The 17,169-nt window shown below is 53.0% G+C and carries 15 protein-coding genes; 5 read left to right on the top strand and 10 right to left on the bottom strand.

Going from position 1 to position 17,169, the window contains the following annotated elements; genetic code table 11:
- Window positions 1-69: 69 nt before the first annotated feature.
- Window positions 70-1,557: an MFS transporter gene (locus tag FCH32_RS10685; RefSeq protein ID WP_096757025.1), complete on the top strand. Its 1,488-nt coding sequence runs from the start codon at window positions 70-72 to the stop codon at window positions 1,555-1,557.
- Here FCH32_RS10685 and FCH32_RS10680 read toward each other — a convergent pair whose 3' ends face one another.
- The 3 genes from FCH32_RS10680 to yddG form a co-directional block, all read right to left on the bottom strand.
- Complete coding sequence (locus FCH32_RS10680) at window positions 1,558-1,938, bottom strand: GFA family protein (protein ID WP_096759399.1); 381 nt, start codon at window positions 1,936-1,938, stop codon at window positions 1,558-1,560.
- Between the two features lie 143 nt (window positions 1,939-2,081).
- Window positions 2,082-3,161 carry a porin OmpD gene (ompD, locus tag FCH32_RS10675; protein WP_115258483.1) on the bottom strand — a complete coding sequence of 360 codons (1,080 nt, stop codon included), beginning with the start codon at window positions 3,159-3,161 and terminating at the stop codon, window positions 2,082-2,084.
- 460 nt (window positions 3,162-3,621) lie between these two features.
- A complete protein-coding gene (gene yddG / locus FCH32_RS10670; protein ID WP_115258484.1) occupies window positions 3,622-4,503 on the bottom strand; it encodes an aromatic amino acid efflux DMT transporter YddG in 882 nt (293 codons plus the stop codon).
- A 288-nt stretch (window positions 4,504-4,791) separates the two neighbouring features.
- Here yddG and fdnG point away from each other — a divergent pair, with 288 nt between their 5' ends.
- The 3 genes from fdnG to fdnI are packed head-to-tail and all read left to right on the top strand — an operon-like array spanning window position 4,792 to window position 9,386.
- Window positions 4,792-7,839, top strand: a complete 3,048-nt coding sequence (fdnG, locus tag FCH32_RS10665; protein ID WP_117342799.1) for a formate dehydrogenase-N subunit alpha — start codon at window positions 4,792-4,794, stop codon at window positions 7,837-7,839.
- A gap of 13 nt (window positions 7,840-7,852) precedes the next feature.
- On the top strand, window positions 7,853-8,737 hold the full coding sequence (fdnH, locus tag FCH32_RS10660; RefSeq protein ID WP_115258486.1) for a formate dehydrogenase N subunit beta: 885 nt from the start codon (window positions 7,853-7,855) through the stop codon (window positions 8,735-8,737).
- Window positions 8,730-9,386, top strand: a complete 657-nt coding sequence (gene fdnI / locus FCH32_RS10655) for a formate dehydrogenase-N subunit gamma (protein WP_096757031.1) — start codon at window positions 8,730-8,732, stop codon at window positions 9,384-9,386. The genes fdnH and fdnI overlap by 8 nt, the downstream gene beginning before the upstream one ends.
- Before the next feature lie 104 nt (window positions 9,387-9,490).
- Here fdnI and FCH32_RS10650 read toward each other — a convergent pair whose 3' ends face one another.
- From FCH32_RS10650 to sra, 5 genes are all read right to left on the bottom strand, one after another.
- On the bottom strand, window positions 9,491-9,775 hold the full coding sequence (locus FCH32_RS10650) for a HigA family addiction module antitoxin (protein ID WP_096757032.1): 285 nt from the start codon (window positions 9,773-9,775) through the stop codon (window positions 9,491-9,493).
- Entirely contained in the window at window positions 9,775-10,053 is a 279-nt protein-coding gene (locus tag FCH32_RS10645) for a type II toxin-antitoxin system RelE/ParE family toxin (protein ID WP_096757033.1), read from the bottom strand. Before FCH32_RS10645 ends, FCH32_RS10650 begins: the two co-directional genes overlap by 1 nt.
- A 187-nt stretch (window positions 10,054-10,240) precedes the next feature.
- A complete protein-coding gene (locus FCH32_RS10640) occupies window positions 10,241-11,956 on the bottom strand; it encodes an ABC-F family ATP-binding cassette domain-containing protein (RefSeq protein WP_174360869.1) in 1,716 nt (571 codons plus the stop codon).
- 309 nt (window positions 11,957-12,265) lie between these two features.
- A complete protein-coding gene (gene maeA / locus FCH32_RS10635) occupies window positions 12,266-13,963 on the bottom strand; it encodes a malate dehydrogenase (RefSeq protein ID WP_115258488.1) in 1,698 nt (565 codons plus the stop codon).
- 179 nt (window positions 13,964-14,142) lie between these two features.
- Window positions 14,143-14,283 carry a stationary-phase-induced ribosome-associated protein gene (gene sra / locus FCH32_RS10630; protein WP_096757036.1) on the bottom strand — a complete coding sequence of 47 codons (141 nt, stop codon included), beginning with the start codon at window positions 14,281-14,283 and terminating at the stop codon, window positions 14,143-14,145.
- A 228-nt stretch (window positions 14,284-14,511) separates the two neighbouring features.
- Between sra and FCH32_RS10625 the strand changes: the two genes are divergently transcribed.
- Window positions 14,512-14,943, top strand: coding sequence for an OsmC family protein (locus FCH32_RS10625; protein WP_096757037.1), 432 nt, complete (start codon window positions 14,512-14,514; stop codon window positions 14,941-14,943).
- Window positions 14,944-14,985: 42 nt separating this feature from the next.
- Here the strand turns inward: FCH32_RS10625 and FCH32_RS10620 are convergent, their stop codons facing one another.
- Together FCH32_RS10620 and FCH32_RS10615 are read right to left on the bottom strand one after the other, a co-directional pair.
- The gene (locus FCH32_RS10620) at window positions 14,986-15,756 is read right to left on the bottom strand and encodes a 3-hydroxybutyrate dehydrogenase (RefSeq protein WP_174360868.1); all 771 of its coding nucleotides are present in this window, start codon (window positions 15,754-15,756) and stop codon (window positions 14,986-14,988) included.
- A gap of 11 nt (window positions 15,757-15,767) precedes the next feature.
- Entirely contained in the window at window positions 15,768-17,162 is a 1,395-nt protein-coding gene (locus tag FCH32_RS10615) for a GntP family permease (protein WP_197970846.1), read from the bottom strand.
- Window positions 17,163-17,169 lie beyond the last annotated feature (7 nt).

The following is a 17,169-nucleotide window of genomic DNA, read 5'->3' as shown; positions in this document are numbered from 1 at the left end:
ATATGTTCAATTTTCCGTAGGATCGTTAAAGCTGGACATGTGTCCAGTTTAAGTTTTGTAGGGAGTTTTATGTTTCGTCAGTGGTTAACGTTAGTGATTATTGTGCTAGTCTACATCCCTGTTGCGATTGATGCAACGGTGCTGCACGTTGCCGCGCCCACGCTGAGTATGACGCTGGGTGCCAGTGGTAACGAGCTGCTGTGGATCATTGATATTTATTCCCTGGTGATGGCAGGGATGGTGCTGCCGATGGGGGCACTGGGCGATCGCATTGGCTTTAAACGCCTGCTGCTGTTGGGCGGAGGCCTGTTTGGTCTGGCCTCGCTGGCTGCAGCCTTTGCCCATACCGCCGGATGGCTTATCGCCACGCGCGCCGTGCTGGCAATTGGTGCGGCAATGATCGTCCCGGCGACGCTGGCCGGTATTCGTGCGACCTTTGCTGAACAGCGCCACCGTAATATGGCGCTTGGCGTCTGGGCGGCGGTCGGTTCCGGCGGGGCAGCATTTGGTCCGCTGGTTGGCGGTATGCTGCTGGAGCACTTCTATTGGGGTTCTGTATTCTTAATCAATGTGCCGATTGTGTTAGTGGTGATGGCATTGACCGCGCGTTACGTTCCGCGCCAAACCGGTCGTCGCGATCAGTCATTAAATTTCGGTCATGCGATTATGCTGATTGTCGCCATTCTGCTGCTGGTGTATAGCGCGAAAACGGCGCTGAAGGGACACATCGCGACGGGCGTGATTGTGCTGACGCTGTTGGTGGGCGCTTTACTGCTGGGGCAGTTCGTGCGCATCCAGCTTGCCGCATCGCGCCCGATGATCGATATGCGACTGTTTACCCATCGCATTATCTTAAGCGGCGTTGTCATGGCAATGACTGCGATGATAACCCTGGTAGGCTTTGAACTATTAATGGCCCAGGAACTGCAGTTTGTGCACGGATTAACACCGTATCAGGCGGGTCTCTTTATGCTGCCAGTGATGCTGGCCAGTGGATTCAGCGGGCCGATTGCCGGGATGCTGGTATCGCGCCTGGGACTACGTTGCGTGGCTACCGCGGGCATGGCGCTGAGTGCCGTCAGCTTCTATGGGCTGGCGATGACCGATTTTAGCACCCAGCAGATCCAGGCCTGGATATTAATGGCCCTGTTGGGCTTCAGTGCCGCCAGCGCGCTGTTAGCCTCCACGGCGGCCATTATGGCGGCGGCACCCGCAGAAAAAGCGGCCGCTGCCGGGGCTATCGAAACCATGGCCTACGAGTTGGGTGCGGGTCTGGGGATCGCGATTTTTGGTTTACTGCTAAGCCGCAGTTTTTCCGCGTCAATTCTGCCGCCTGCAGGACTTAACCCGCAGGAGCTTGAGCGCGCCTCATCATCGATGGGGGAAGCGGTACAGCTGGCGCACTCGCTTCCGCCCTCACTCAGTGAGGCGCTGTTGACGGCCGCCAGAGACGCCTTTACCTGGTCGCATAGCGTGGCATTGAGCAGCGCGGGCAGCATGCTGATCGTCCTGGCGGTAGGAATGTGGTTCAGTCTGGCAAAAGTGAAACAGCAATAACTAGTGGGCTAAATGGCAGGGGTAATCCATCTCTTCGACTTCTTTTCCACTCAGTCGAGCGTATTGCCCCGTCAGTCTCCAGAACGCAGGCTGTGTTTCGGTGTAGATCTCTGCCGCTAAAATCAGGCGGCGGCGGTCTACTTCGTTCAGTTCCAGCAATGTCCACGGAATAAAGTAGCGTTCGCTGTCGGTCAGCGTAAACCACAGCGGGCACCCGCAACCGGAACAGAAGAAACGTTCACCACGATTTGAAGAAGGAAAGTGCGAAGGTTCCGCAGATTCTGGCGACATCAGCGGATGACCGCTGGCTTCCAGATACATGGCGATGCCGCCAGACCACTTCTGGCACAGCGTGCAGTGGCAGGCATAGACATCAAGCATGTCGACGTTAACGGTAAAATGACTTTGTCCGCAAAGACAACGACCTGTGAACGTCTGCACGTCATACTCCTTATGACCGAGTCTACTTCAAGAGAAAAAGCCAGCCCGTAGAGGACTGGCTTTGTATTTCACTTACAACAAAATTAGAACTGGTAGTTCAGGCCAACAGCCACAACGTTGTCGGTGCTTACACCAGCAATACGTGTGAAGTTGTTGTCATCCAGCAGGTTGATTTTGTAATCAACGAAGGTGGACATGTTTTTGTTGAAGTAGTAGGTCGCACCCAGGTCTACGTATTCAACCAGATCCTGGTCGCCGAAGACGGCAATGTCTTTACCTTTGGATTTCAGGTAAGCGATGGACGGACGCAGACCGAAGTCGAACTGGTACTGAGCCACAGCTTCAAAGTTCTGCGCTTTCTCAGCGATACCGGCAACGTTGGAACCATAAGTGGTCATGTTGCGGGTTTCAGAGTATGTGGTTGCCAGGTAGATGTTGTTCGCATCATATTTCAGGCCAGCAGCCCATACTTCAGCGTTTTCACCATTAGCTTTGAAGATGTTGTTACGGTTGTTCTGCTCGTCGGTACGGTCAGATTTCGCATAGGTTGCACCTACACCGAAGCCTTCGTACTCATAAGTGGTAGACAGACCGAAACCGTCGCCATTCGCTTCTTGAACGTCGCTACGGTCATTTTTACCCTGGTACTGCGCGGCAAAGTTCAGACCTTCAACCAGACCGAAGAAGTCGGTGTTACGGTAGGTTGCAACGCCGGTAGCACGCTGGGTCATGAACACGTCAGTCTGGGTCCAGGTATCACCACCGAACTCAGGCAGAACGTCGGTCCATGCGCCGATGTCGTAAGCTACGCCGTAGTTACGGCCGTAGTCGAAAGAACCGTATTCAGCGAATTTCAGGCCAGCGAATGCCAGACGGGTTTTGTCTGCTTCGGAACCCTGACTTTCAGAACGGTTGCCTTTAAATTCGTATTCCCACTGGCCATAACCAACCAACTGGTCGTTGATCTGGGTTTCGCCTTTGAAGCCCATACGTGCGTAAGTTTTGTCGCCATCGCTGCCGTTGTCGTCAGAGAAGTAATGCTGAGCGTGAACTTTACCGTACAGATCCAGTTTGTTGCCGTCTTTGTTATATACCTCAGCTGCGTTTACCGCACCTGCTGCCAACAGGGAAGTCACTGCCACTGCAACTAATTTAAGTTTCATTCTAAATAATCCTTATAATTTTCTTCTTGGTGTGATTCCTAAACCATTGCTAAACGAAGGGGTTCGTCAATGGCGAACTATTTTTAAATGACCTTGTGGTATGAGTTCAATAATAAGTTTCATAATATTGCAGAATATTTGAAGTTGTGTGATCTAGATCTACTTAATACAACTGATTATATTAGTCGTAATATGTGATTTATCGATATGGGTATATTTACACAAGGAACTATTATGCTGACTATGGTTTAATTAGCGTTAATTACGCATGTGTAATATATACATTTAGAGGGATATAGATAACCATGCAATATTTTCATGGGTTAATTAATTACCATATATTTAACATTTAATTAAACAAAATAAAACATAAAACACAAGCAGAATGAACAATAAATATCCATTAATGTGACGATAATATAACCGGACTTCGTTTTTAGGCTCCACCCGGCGTCTTTTTTCAGGCGCGGCGTGTTGCCAGCCAGCACAGCAAAGAGCCAGCGCAGACCATCAGTGCACCTTGCCAGAACGAAAATGACAGCGGGGCGCTCAGCAGCACGGCGGCAAGTGCTGAAGAGAGGACCGGTGTGAAATAAGAGCCAACGGCCATAACCGTGACATTCCCGTGCAGGATACCGATATTCCACGCTGCATAGGCAAATCCTAAGGTTAATGCGGCGGTAAACAGTTTAATGGTCACCGGCGTGCTGAATACCATCTCAGGTTGTGGCGTAATAAAATAATAAATCCACAAACTGGTGGCCGTCAGTAAAACGAACACGGTGATGCCGTTAAAGCCTTTTGCATATTTATTGGTCACAGTGCAATAGGTCGCCCAGATAAATGCGCCAAGAAAAGCGAGAAAATAACTGAGCGGGCTACTGGCGACGTTGCTGACAATTTCACCTAAGTTAAGTCCATTATCTCCACCTAATACCCAGCAAACGCCGGTCAATGCCACGATTAATCCGGGGATAACCAGCCAGGTTGTTTTTTGACCATTAAATAATATCGCAAACAATATGGTCAGGCTGGGCCAGAGATAATTAACCATACCGACCTCAATCGCCTGGTGGCGGGTGGCGGCATAGCCCAGCGCTAACGCTAAACATATTTCATAGCTAACGAACAGTACGCTGCCGGCGATTAAATAGCGAACAGGAAACTGACGGATATTCGGGAAGCCCACGGTGAATATTAGCAGCAGACCGCTTAAAGAAAAGATCATGGCAGCGCCGCCTGCAGGCCCCAGTCCCTCGCTAACGCCACGGATCAGCCCAACCATGGTGCTCCAGAGTATGATGGCGATAAGCCCAATCAACGTTGCTTTTTGTTTTGTCATTCGGTTTGTCTGTCCATAGTACTGGCAAAAAAATGGAGCTGAAATGTATAGCACTTTTAGGTCGTAGCACGCTAACGAATTAGCTTTTGGCTAACCCCTTGTGGGTATGAGGGTTAAATAAACTGCACTATTTAGTAGCGGAACCGTTTCGTTATTGATTTGACGCAAAAAATTTATGGATATAGCTGTTAGTTTCGTCGCGAAGTTGTACACATCACCTTTCAAGCTGCCGCTTTAGTGCAACGAGAAGGTGCCAGTGTACGCATCCCTGCAAAAAAGAGGAAAGCAATGGACGTCAGCCGCAGACAATTCTTTAAAATCTGCGCGGGCGGTATGGCGGGAACAACGGTAGCCGCACTGGGTTTTGCACCCAAGATGGCTCTGGCTCAGGCGCGAAATTACAAGCTGATACGCGCGAAAGAGATCCGAAACACCTGCACATACTGTTCCGTAGGTTGCGGGCTATTAATGTATAGCCTGGGTGATGGAGCAAAAAATGCCAAAGAATCGATTTACCATATCGAGGGGGATCCGGATCATCCGGTGAGCCGTGGGGCATTATGTCCGAAGGGCGCAGGATTGCTGGACTACGTACACAGTGAAAACCGTTTACGTTATCCTGAATATCGTGCACCGGGTTCCGATAAATGGCAGCGCATTAGCTGGGATGAAGCATTCACCCGCATTGCAAAATTAATGAAAGCTGACCGTGACGCCAACTTCATTGAGAAGAATGAGCAGGGCGTAACGGTAAACCGCTGGCTTTCAACCGGGATGCTGTGCGCATCTGCGGCAAGTAATGAAACTGGCATGCTGACGCAAAAATTTGTGCGCTCACTCGGCATGCTGGCGGTAGATAACCAGGCGCGCGTCTGACACGGACCAACGGTAGCAAGTCTTGCTCCAACATTTGGTCGCGGTGCGATGACCAACCACTGGGTTGATATCAAAAACGCTAACGTCGTGATGGTGATGGGCGGTAACGCCGCTGAAGCACATCCGGTGGGATTCCGCTGGGCGATGGAAGCCAAGAACAACAATGATGCCACGCTGATTGTTGTCGATCCCCGTTTTACACGTACAGCCTCCGTCGCGGATATTTACGCGCCGATTCGTTCCGGTACGGACATTACGTTCCTTTCCGGTGTGTTGCTGTACCTGATTGAAAACAACAAAATTAACGCTGAATACGTTAAGCACTATACCAACGCCAGCCTGCTGGTGCGGGATGATTTTGCTTTCGAAGATGGTCTGTTCAGCGGCTACGACGCAGAAAAACGTCAATACGATAAATCGTCGTGGAACTACCAGTTCGATGAAAACGGCTACGCCAAACGCGATGAAACGCTGTCCCATCCGCGCTGTGTCTGGAACTTGCTGAAACAGCACGTTTCCCGCTATACGCCGGACGTGGTGGAAAACATCTGCGGTACGCCAAAAGCCGACTTCCTGAAAGTGTGTGAAGTGCTGGCCTCTACCAGCGCGGCCGATCGTACCACCACCTTCCTGTACGCACTGGGCTGGACTCAGCATACCGTGGGCGCGCAGAACATCCGCACCATGGCGATGATCCAGTTGCTGTTGGGTAACATGGGGATGGCCGGTGGCGGCGTCAACGCTTTGCGCGGTCACTCCAACATTCAGGGGTTAACCGACTTAGGTCTGCTGTCTACCAGCCTGCCGGGCTATCTGACGCTGCCGTCTGAGAAACAGACCGATCTGCAAACGTATCTGACGGCGAATACGCCAAAAGCAACGCTGGCCGATCAGGTGAACTACTGGGGTAACTATCCTAAGTTCTTCGTTAGCCTGATGAAATCTTTCTACGGCGATGCGGCGCAGAAAGACAATGACTGGGGCTTTAACTGGCTGCCGAAGTGGGATCAGTCCTACGACGTCATTAAATACTTCAACATGATGGATAGCGGGAAAGTCACCGGCTACATCTGTCAGGGCTTTAACCCGGTTGCGTCCTTCCCGGACAAAAACAAAGTGGTGCAGTCGCTGAGCAAACTGAAGTATCTGGTGGTTATCGATCCGCTGGTGACAGAAACCTCAACGTTCTGGCAAAACCATGGCGAATCGAACGATGTCGATCCGTCGACTATCCAGACCGAAGTGTTCCGTCTGCCATCAACCTGCTTTGCGGAAGAAGACGGCTCCATTGCCAACTCCGGACGCTGGCTGCAGTGGCACTGGAAAGGTCAGGATGCACCGGGCGAAGCGCGCAATGACGGCGAAATTCTGGCCGGTATTTACCATCGTCTGCGCAATATGTATCGCACTGAAGGTGGTAAAGGCGTAGAACCAGTACTGAAAATGAGCTGGAGCTACAAGCAGCCGGACGAACCGCATTCAGAAGAAGTGGCGAAGGAGAACAACGGCTATGCGCTGGAAGATCTCTATGATGCCAACGGCGTGCTGGTTGCGAAGAAAGGCCAGTTGCTGAACAGCTTTGCGCTGCTGCGTGATGACGGTACCACGGCATCCTCCTGCTGGATTTACACCGGTAGCTGGACCGAGCAGGGCAACCAGATGGCTAACCGCGATAACTCTGACCCGTCAGGGCTGGGGAATACGCTGGGTTGGGCATGGGCATGGCCACTGAACCGCCGCGTGCTGTATAACCGCGCATCGGTCGATCCGCAGGGTAAACCGTGGGATCCGAAGCGTATGCTGATCAAGTGGAACGGAACGAAGTGGACGGGTAACGATATCCCGGACTTCAACAACGCACCGCCAGGTAGCGCGACCAATCCGTTTATCATGCAACCGGAAGGTCTGGGTCGTCTGTTCGCCATCGACAAGCTGGCGGAAGGGCCGTTCCCGGAACACTACGAGCCGATGGAAACGCCGCTGGGTACAAACCCGCTGCACCCGAACGTCATCTCTAACCCGGCAGCACGTTTGTACGAAGCGGATGCGTTACGTATGGGGAACAAGAATGACTTCCCATATGTTGGTACGACCTATCGTCTGACCGAACATTTCCACACCTGGACCAAGCACGCGTTGTTGAATGCGATTGCCCAGCCAGAGCAGTTTGTGGAAATCAGCGAAACGCTGGCGGCGGCGAAAGGGATTGCCAACGGCGATCACGTGAAAGTCAGCAGCAAGCGCGGGTTCATTCGTGCGGTTGCGGTGGTGACGCGTCGTCTGCGCTCGCTGAACGTCAACGGTCAGCAGGTAGAGACGGTGGGGATCCCGATTCACTGGGGCTTTGAAGGAGTCGCGCGTAAAGGCTTTATCGCCAACACCCTGACACCAAATGTCGGTGATGCAAACTCGCAAACGCCGGAATACAAAGCGTTTTTAGTTAACATCGAGAAGGCGTAAGGGAGGCGATCATATGTCTATGGAAACGCAGGACATCATCAAAAGGTCCGCTACCAACTCCATCACGCCGCCTCCTCAGGCACGTGATTACAAAGCAGAAGTCGCGAAGCTGATTGACGTTTCCACTTGTATTGGGTGTAAAGCCTGTCAGGTGGCATGTTCAGAGTGGAACGATATCCGTGATGAAGTCGGCCATTGCGTCGGGGTGTACGACAACCCTGCCGATCTCAGCGCCAAATCCTGGACGGTGATGCGTTTTACCGAAACCGAACAGAATGGCAAGCTGGAATGGTTGATTCGTAAAGACGGCTGTATGCACTGTGAAGATCCGGGCTGCCTGAAGGCGTGCCCGTCTGCCGGAGCCATCATCCAGTACGCCAACGGGATTGTTGATTTCCAGTCAGAGCATTGCATTGGCTGCGGTTACTGTATTGCCGGGTGTCCATTTAATATTCCGCGCCTCAATAAAGAGGATAACCGCGTGTATAAATGTACGCTGTGTGTGGATCGCGTGAGCGTCGGGCAGGAACCTGCCTGCGTGAAAACGTGTCCGACCGGGGCGATACATTTCGGCACCAAGCAAGAGATGCTGGAAATGGCCGAGCAGCGCGTGGAAAAACTGAAATCGCGCGGCTACGAACATGCCGGTGTCTACAACCCGCAGGGTGTGGGTGGAACGCACGTTATGTACGTCCTGCATCACGCCAACCAGCCGGAGTTGTACCACGGTTTGCCAAAAGATCCGCAGATAGATACTTCTATCAATCTGTGGAAAGGGGCACTGAAACCGCTGGCCGCCGCCGGATTTATCGCCACCTTCGCCGGGCTGATTTATCACTACATCGGTATTGGCCCGAACAAGGAAGTGGACGACGACGAGGAGGATCATCATGAGTAAGTCGAAAATGATTGTGCGCACGAAGTTTATCGACCGCGCCTGTCACTGGACAGTGGTGATCTGCTTCTTTCTGGTGTCGTTGTCGGGGATTTCGTTTTTCTTCCCGACGCTGCAATGGCTGACGCAGACCTTCGGTACACCGCAAATGGGCCGCATTTTGCACCCATTCTTCGGTCTGCTGATTTTCGTCGCGCTGATGTTCATGTTTGTGCGCTTTGTGCACCACAACATCCCGGATAAGAAAGATATTCCGTGGCTGAAAAACATTGTGGAAGTGCTGAAGGGCAATGAACACAAGGTGGCGGACGTTGGTAAGTACAACGCCGGACAAAAAATGATGTTCTGGTCGATCATGAGCATGATTTTTGTACTGTTGATTACCGGGGTGATTATCTGGCGTCCGTACTTTGCGCAGTTCTTCCCAATGCAGGTTGTGCGTTACAGCCTGCTGATCCACGCTGCGGCGGGTATTATTTTGATGCACGCCATCCTCATCCATATGTACATGGCATTTTGGGTGAAAGGATCGATTAAAGGCATGGTCGAAGGGAAGGTCAGCCGCCGCTGGGCGAAGAAGCATCACCCACGCTGGTATCGCGAAGTCGAAAAAGCCGAAGCCAAAAAAGAGAACGAGCAAGGGCTGCAATAACCCATTGACGTTCTGCTGATAAAAATGGCGCTACCGATGTAGCGCCATTTTTTTGTCCATTAAGACCTGCCGGATAGCGCAGGTTTATTCAGCCTACAATACCGTTACTGTGCTACCAGTTTGCGCAGACGTGAGATATCCACGCTTTTTTGCGCTTCAGCCAGACTCCAGGCATTCTGCAGATTCAACCACATTTCGGGCGAACTGCCGATCACCACTGAAAGTTTGATCGCCATTTCCGGGGTTAATGCTGCCTTGCCCGTTAACAGTCGGCTCGCGGTTGAGGGGGCAATCTCCATTGCTCTGGCAAATTCGCGCAGGCTGACGTTTAACTCATCCAGCGCTTCCTGAATAATATCCCCCGGACGGGGATGATTAGCCATTTTCATCAATGATAGTCCTCGTAATCCAGTATATATGCATCGCCATTAACGAATTCAAACGTAATACGCCAGTTGCCTGAAACAGAAATCGACCAAACGCCGTCGCGATCGCCCGTTAACGCATGCAGTTTATAACCAGGCATATTGATATCTGTTACATGGCTCGCTGCATCAATAACGGCAAGTCGGTGCCGCAATCGCCGGACATGCTTCGCCGTCACGCCTGATGTTCGCCCCTGAAGAAACAAGTCGCGCAATCCTTTGTGTCTGAAGTTCATGATCATCCATAACTTACTTGTTCCCTCAAAAGGAACATTATCATTAATGTTCCGCTGAACGCAACACTAATAGCCGAATTTTGCCAAAGTGTGCAGCGAGTGCGGTAAAAGGAAAAGCGGGCAGGGGGATAAATGGAAAGCGGCGCGCAAGATTCGCCGGACGGCGACATAATGCCGCCATCCGGCAACCGTTTTACTCCAGCAGTGAATTCAGATGCTCAATCTCCTTGCGCCATTGTGCCTGCAACTGCGGTTTTTGATGTTTGGTTTTGCGTGCCAGGTCATCAAACAGCCGCTGCTCCAGTTCGAGAAGTTTCTCCAGTATTTCGTCGCCATGATGATGAGGATCAGGAACAACCTCTGCCACCGTTTTGCTCGCCGCTAGCTCACTGGCGGTTTCCTGAATGCGGGCGTTAATCGCTTCCAGGTCGTGCCATTCGCTAAGTTCACCCTCATCAATAAACCAGAAGCGGTTGCAGCTTTGGCGGATAAGCTGACGGTCATGACTGACCAGCAGCACGCCGCCGCTGAAGTGTTGCAGCGTGTGCGCCAGCGCTTCTTTGCCTTCCATATCCAGATGGTTGGTCGGCTCGTCGAGCATCAACAGGCTATAGCGGGCAAGCGTCAGCCCGATAAACAGCAGGCGCGAACGTTCGCCGCCGCTTAAGGTGCTGACCCGTTGAGCGTGGCGGATCCACGGGAACCCCGCGCTAATCAGTGCCATTTTGCGCACATCCGGCTGCGGGGCAAACGGCTCGAGAGCCTCGAACAACGAATCGTTATCCGCAAGCTGGTTGAGCGACTGGTCGTAATACCCCAGCGTCACCCGCGGGTGCAGCACCAGCGATGTCGAGGTCATTTGCGTCTGATATTGCTGCCAGATAAGCTTTAATAGCGACGATTTTCCACAGCCGTTACGCCCGACAATCGCCACGCGATCGCCGCTTTTGATGCGAATACCGGCAATGGAAAACAGCGTTGCCGCATCCGCTGCCGGAGAGACGGGGAGGTCTGTCATTCCCAGCAAGCGGTCGGCACGCAGGGCATCGCCATTCAATGTTAGTGACCACTGACTTCCGGCGGTGACATCCGTCTGGTCATCCTTCAGGCGCTGCACTTGTTTTTCCATCTGTTTGGCTTTGCGAGACAAATCTTCGTTGTCGTAGACCCGTCCCCAGGTGGCCAGACGTTTGGCGCTGGCAGTAACGCGATCGATTTCCTTTTGTTCTGCCTTATGGCGCAAGGCATCGCTGGCATCTCTGTCCACCAACGCTTGGCGCGCCGCACTACAGGGGAGATCGAACGCATGCAGGGAATGATCCCGGAGGATCCACGTTCCGTGCGTCACTGCATCCAGCAATTGTGGATCGTGAGACACCACCACAAAACTGCCGGACCAGCGCTGTAAAAACTGCTCCAGCCACAGCAATGTGGGCAAATCCAGATGGTTACCCGGTTCATCCAGCAACAGCAGGTCGGGATTGCGCATCAGCGCGCGGGCCAGCAGCAGGCGCGTGTGCTGGCCGCCGCTCAGCGTTTGTGCGGTGAGGTGCAAATTCTCCGGCGTAAAGCCCATTTCTGCGAGTAGTGACTCAACCCGCCATTGCTGACCCGCGCGTTCATGCTCGGGAAGTTGTGCCAGTACGGCTTCCTGGAGTGTTAGCGGCAGGATCTCATCCGGCAAATGCTGTTCTACGCGCGCAAGATGACAGTGATGTGCCTGGGCAATGGATCCGCTGGTGGGAGAAATCGTGCCATCCAGCAGTTTTAACAGCGTGCTTTTGCCGCAGCCGTTGTAGCCGATAAGCCCAATGCGGTCGCCTTTTTTCAGGGTAAAAGTGAGATCGTCGAATAGCGTGCCAAATGCCGTATCAACGTGTAAGGATTGTGCGGTTAGTAATGTGCTCATTGTTGCTTACTCAAGAGTTACAGACGTAAAAACGCCTCGTCAAACATCGCTGACGATAACCCGGTAAGCCCGAGAGAAGGGGATTTAGAAGTTAGCTTCGCTCAAGCAGAAGTTATCGCAGCACGATACCGATAACGCTTGAGCACTGGCGATCGCCAAAAGCATGTGAAACGATCAAACGTTCACAGTACAGCATAAGTATCCTCCTTAGTTTTTCCCGAATGTTAATCGATGGTGAAAGTGTAATCGCAAGTCGCTGAATTGTGCAAGTGTTGAACACCCGGCGGCAGGGCGCCGCCGGGTAAACCGTCAGATAGAGGTACGACGGTAGTCGCGATATTCTGCTTGCCAGAAATTCTCGTCAATCGCCTGCTGCAGGGCTTCAGCCGATGTTTTCACTGCCATGCCTTGCTGCTGGGCCATTTTACCTACGGCAAAGGCTATGGCGCGGGAAACGGTCTGAATATCCTTCAGTTCCGGTAATACCAGCCCTTCGCCGTTCAACACCAGCGGTGAATATTGTGCCAGCGTTTCGCTGGCCGACATCAGCATTTCATCAGTGATGCGCTTGGCGCCAGAGGCGATCACGCCAAGACCGATACCCGGGAAGATATAGGCGTTGTTACACTGGGCAATCGGGTAGATTTTATCTTTCCAGGCGACCGGGGCAAACGGGCTACCGGTAGCCACCAGCGCATTGCCTTCGGTCCAGGCAATAATATCCTGCGGTGTGGCTTCCACGCGCGATGTCGGGTTAGACAGCGGCATGACGATTGGGCGCGGACAGTGCTTGTGCATCTCGCGAATAATTTCTTCGGTAAACAGGCCCGTCTGACCGGAGACACCAATCAGAATGTCCGGCTTCACGTTGCGAACCACGTCGAGCAGAGACAGCACATCTTCTTTCGTATCCCAGTGCTGCAGGTTTTCGCGTTTTTGCACCAGTTTGGTCTGGAACGAGAGCAGGTTCGGCATTTTGTCGGTTAACAGACCAAAGCGGTCAACCATAAACACGCGCTGACGCGCGGCCTCTTCGCTTAATCCTTCACGCTGGATCTGCGCGATGATCTGCTCGGCAATCCCACAACCGGCGGACCCCGCACCAAGGAAGACAATATTTTGTTCGCTCAACTGGCTGCCCGCCGCGCGGCTGGCCGCAATCAGCGTCCCGACGGTAACCGCCGCCGTGCCCTGAATATCGTCATTAAACGAGCAAATTTCATCACGATAGCGGGTCAGCAACGGCATGGCGTTTTTCTGCGCGAAGTCTTCAAACTGCAGCAGCACTTCGGGCCAGCGATGTTTCACCGCCTGGATGAACTCATCAACAAATTCGTAGTATTCATCGTCGGTGATGCGCGGATTACGCCAGCCCATATACAGCGGATCGTTCAGCAACTGCTGATTGTTGGTACCGACATCCAGCACTACCGGCAGGGTGTAGGCCGGGCTGATGCCGCCACAGGCGGTGTACAGCGACAGTTTGCCGATAGGAATGCCCATCCCGCCGATCCCCTGGTCGCCAAGACCCAGAATACGTTCACCGTCGGTCACGACGATAACTTTGATATTGTGGTTCGGGACGTTTTGCAGGATATCGTCCATGTTATGGCGGTTCTGGTAGGAGATAAACACGCCGCGCGCGCGACGATAAATCTCGGAGAAACGCTCACAGGCGGCACCCACCGTCGGGGTATAGATAACCGGCATCATCTCATCAAGATGGTTTTGTACCAGTCGGTAAAACAGAGTTTCGTTGGTATCCTGAATGTTGCGCAGGTAGATATGTTTGTCGATTTCCGTTTTGAATCCCTGATATTGGATCCAGGCGCGTTCAGCCTGTTCTTCAATCGTCTCGACCACTTCCGGCAGTAACCCCAGCAGGTTGAAGTTACGGCGTTCTTCCACACTGAAAGCACTCCCTTTGTTCAGTAAGGGAAATTCCAGCAGTACCGGGCCAGCGTAAGGGATGTAAAGGGAACGCAGTTTGTTAGTTTCGTTTTCCATGTCACTCACTCTTTTTTGAATAACCCTCCCTGGCACTGTTTATGATCGTAGGTTGCCTTCCGCCAGGGAAACGGCCGAAGTATAAAGCATTGTGAATGGGTTAAGGGGTTTTATAAGCAAAAACACCACTGCGGTTGCAATGGTGTATATCATCATTATTCAGTATAACGTGCGGGGTATTACTTGGCGTCAGCGCGGCGTTTTCTTCCGGTAGGGTTGTTGACCACGCTGGTTTTGTCGCCTTCGGTTACGGTTTTACGTTGATTGGAGATTTTGTGGTCCAGTCCGAGAACATGACGGGCCTGACGGTTCGATTTCATTCTAACTCCTTAATCCTGTTACTGGTTTCAAGGGCGAGCCCGCGTAAGCGCGGACGAAATACAACCTGATTAACAGCCGGTGTCTAAAATAACGGCTTTCTGGATGGTCGGTCATTTCATCTGAAAGGTCAATGCTTAAGCAGTTAATACAGAACTATCCAATATGCGTCATGTGTTTCCCTCAGCGTCCTATACTTGTTACTCCGACGACAACACAGGAGAGCGGTAATGACTATCCATAAGAAAGGTCAGGCACACTGGGAAGGCGACATTAAACGCGGTAAAGGGACCGTGTCGACCGAAAGTGGCGTGTTGAACCAGCAGCCGTATGGGTTTAATACGCGATTTGAAGGTGCGAAAGGCACCAATCCTGAAGAGTTGATTGGCGCGGCTCATGCGGCCTGCTTCTCGATGGCGCTTTCGTTAATGCTGGGTGAGGCGGGCTTCACGCCAGACGCCATTGATACCACTGCCGATGTTTCTCTGGATAAGGTGGATGCGGGTTTTGCCATCACCAAAGTGGCGCTGCACAGTGACGTTTCCGTGCCCGGCATTGATGCCGCAACCTTTGACGGTATTATCCAGAAAGCGAAAGCCGGATGTCCGGTGTCACAGGTTCTGAACGCGGAAATTACGCTGGATTACCAGCTGAAGTCTTAACGATGATGTGCCGGATGCGAGAGCGCATCCGGCTGACATAACTTACTGCGCCACCCAACCGCCGTCCATATTCCACGCCACACCGCGCACCTGCGCCGCACCGTCTGAACATAAGAACAGCGCCAGCTCTCCCAGTTGTTCCGGGGTGACAAACTCGCGTGACGGTTGCTTCTCCGCGAGCAGAGCATCGCGCGCAACATCCGGCGCGGTGCCCTCGGCAATGCGCTTGTCGATCTGCTGTTGTACCAGCGGCGTCAGCACCCAGCCGGGACACAGTGCGTTACAGGTTATGCCGGTCTGCGCCGTCTCAAGTGCGGTGGTCTTGGTTAGCCCCACCACGCCGTGTTTAGCCGCGACATAGGCCGATTTTTCTTTTGACGCCACCAGCCCGTGCACAGAGGCGATATTAATGATGCGGCCCCAGTTGCGTTGACGCATGCCGGGCAGCGCCAGACGGGTAGTGTGAAAAACGGAGGACAGATTAATCGCGATGATCGCATTCCATTTATCGACCGGGAACGTCTCCAGCGGTGAAACATGCTGGATCCCGGCGTTGTTGACCAGAATATCCACGCCGCCGAACTCGCTGTCGGTGTAGCGCATCATCTCGGTAATTTGCGCTGCATCGCTGAGATCCGCCCCGTGATACCCCGGTGTTTTGCCATACTTCGCCACGGCATCTTTTGCCGCTTCAGCATCACCAAAGCCGTTAAGAATCAGAGTGGCGCCGGCTTTTGCCAGCACCTGCGCAATGCCTAATCCAATACCGCTGGTGGAGCCGGTAACCAGGGCCACTTTTCCCGTTAAGTTCATGATGATTCTCCTTAAACAATGCCGGTGGTGTAGAAGACGCCGATCACAAACAGAACGGCCAGACTTTTGATTATGGTGATGGCGAAGATCCCGCCATATGCCTGACGGTGACTGAGACCGGTGATGGCCAGCAGCGTGATTACCGCCCCGTTATGCGGCAGAGTATCCATGCCACCACTGGCCATAGAGGCCACGCGGTGAAAGACTTCCAGTGGAATGTTGGCGGCATGTGCGGCGGCGATAAAGGTGTCGGACATTGCCGCCAGCGCAATACTCATCCCGCCGGATGCTGAACCGGTGATCCCGGCCAGAGTGGTGATGCTGATGGCTTCGTTGAGCAACGGGTCGGGAATGGCCGCTAGCGCTTTTGACAGCACCAGGAAGCCCGGCAACGCGGCGATCACTGCGCCAAAACCGTATTCTGAAGCGGTATTCATTGCCGCGAGGATCGCACCGCCCACCGCCGTTCGGCTGCCTTCCGCCAGGCGACCTTTTATATTGCGAAAACCAAAAATCACGACCAGCAGGATCCCGGCAATCAGCGCGGCTTCCACCGCCCAGATAGCGGTAATTTTGCCGACTTCAGTGGTAATCGGTTTGGCAAGACCCGGTAGCTCCAGTTGATGAGTCGAGCCATAAAACACCGGGATCCAGCGGGTGAACAACAGGTTAAACACCCCCACCAGAATCAGCGGCGAAATCGCAATAATCGGGTTTGGCAGATTAATATTATCCGGCGTTTCCGGTTCGTTAAGCAGTTCGGTGCCATAGCCCTCGTTCTTTGCCTGCGCTTTTCGGCGCTGACGCTCAAGGTAAATCAGGCCGACAAAGATAATAAACAGCGAGCCTATCAGCCCCAGCCAGGGCGCGGCCCAGGCGTTGGTGCCAAAGAAGCTGGTCGGGATAATGTTCTGGATCTGCGGTGTACCGGGCAGTGCATCCATGGTGAAAGAGAAGGCGCCCAGCGCCACGGTTGCCGGGATCAGTCGCTTCGGAATGTTGCTCTGACGGAACAGCTCAGCGGCAAACGGATACACCGCAAACGCCACCACGAACAGCGAGACACCGCCGTAAGTCAGCAGCGCGCACACCAGCACGATCACCGGAATGGCGTGACGCCGCCCGAGGATGTTGATGGCGGCGGCGACGATTGAACGGGAAAAACCCGATAATTCGATTAACTTGCCAAACACTGCACCCAGTAAGAACACCGGGAAGTACAGCTTCACAAAACCGACCATTTTTTCCATGAACAGGCCGGTAAAGGCAGGACCGACGGCGCTGGGTTCAGTCAGCAAAACAGCACCTAATGCCGCGATGGGGGCAAACAGGATGACGCTGTATCCGCGATAGGCTGCCAGCATCAGCAGGCCCAGCGCGGCCAGGGCGATTAATACACTCATCATGACTCCT

This window comes from Citrobacter gillenii (assembly GCF_013337685.1).
GTDB lineage: Bacteria > Pseudomonadota > Gammaproteobacteria > Enterobacterales > Enterobacteriaceae > Citrobacter > Citrobacter gillenii.
Note: the sequence above shows the minus strand (reverse complement) of the source record. Positions and strands in the feature narration are given on the sequence as shown.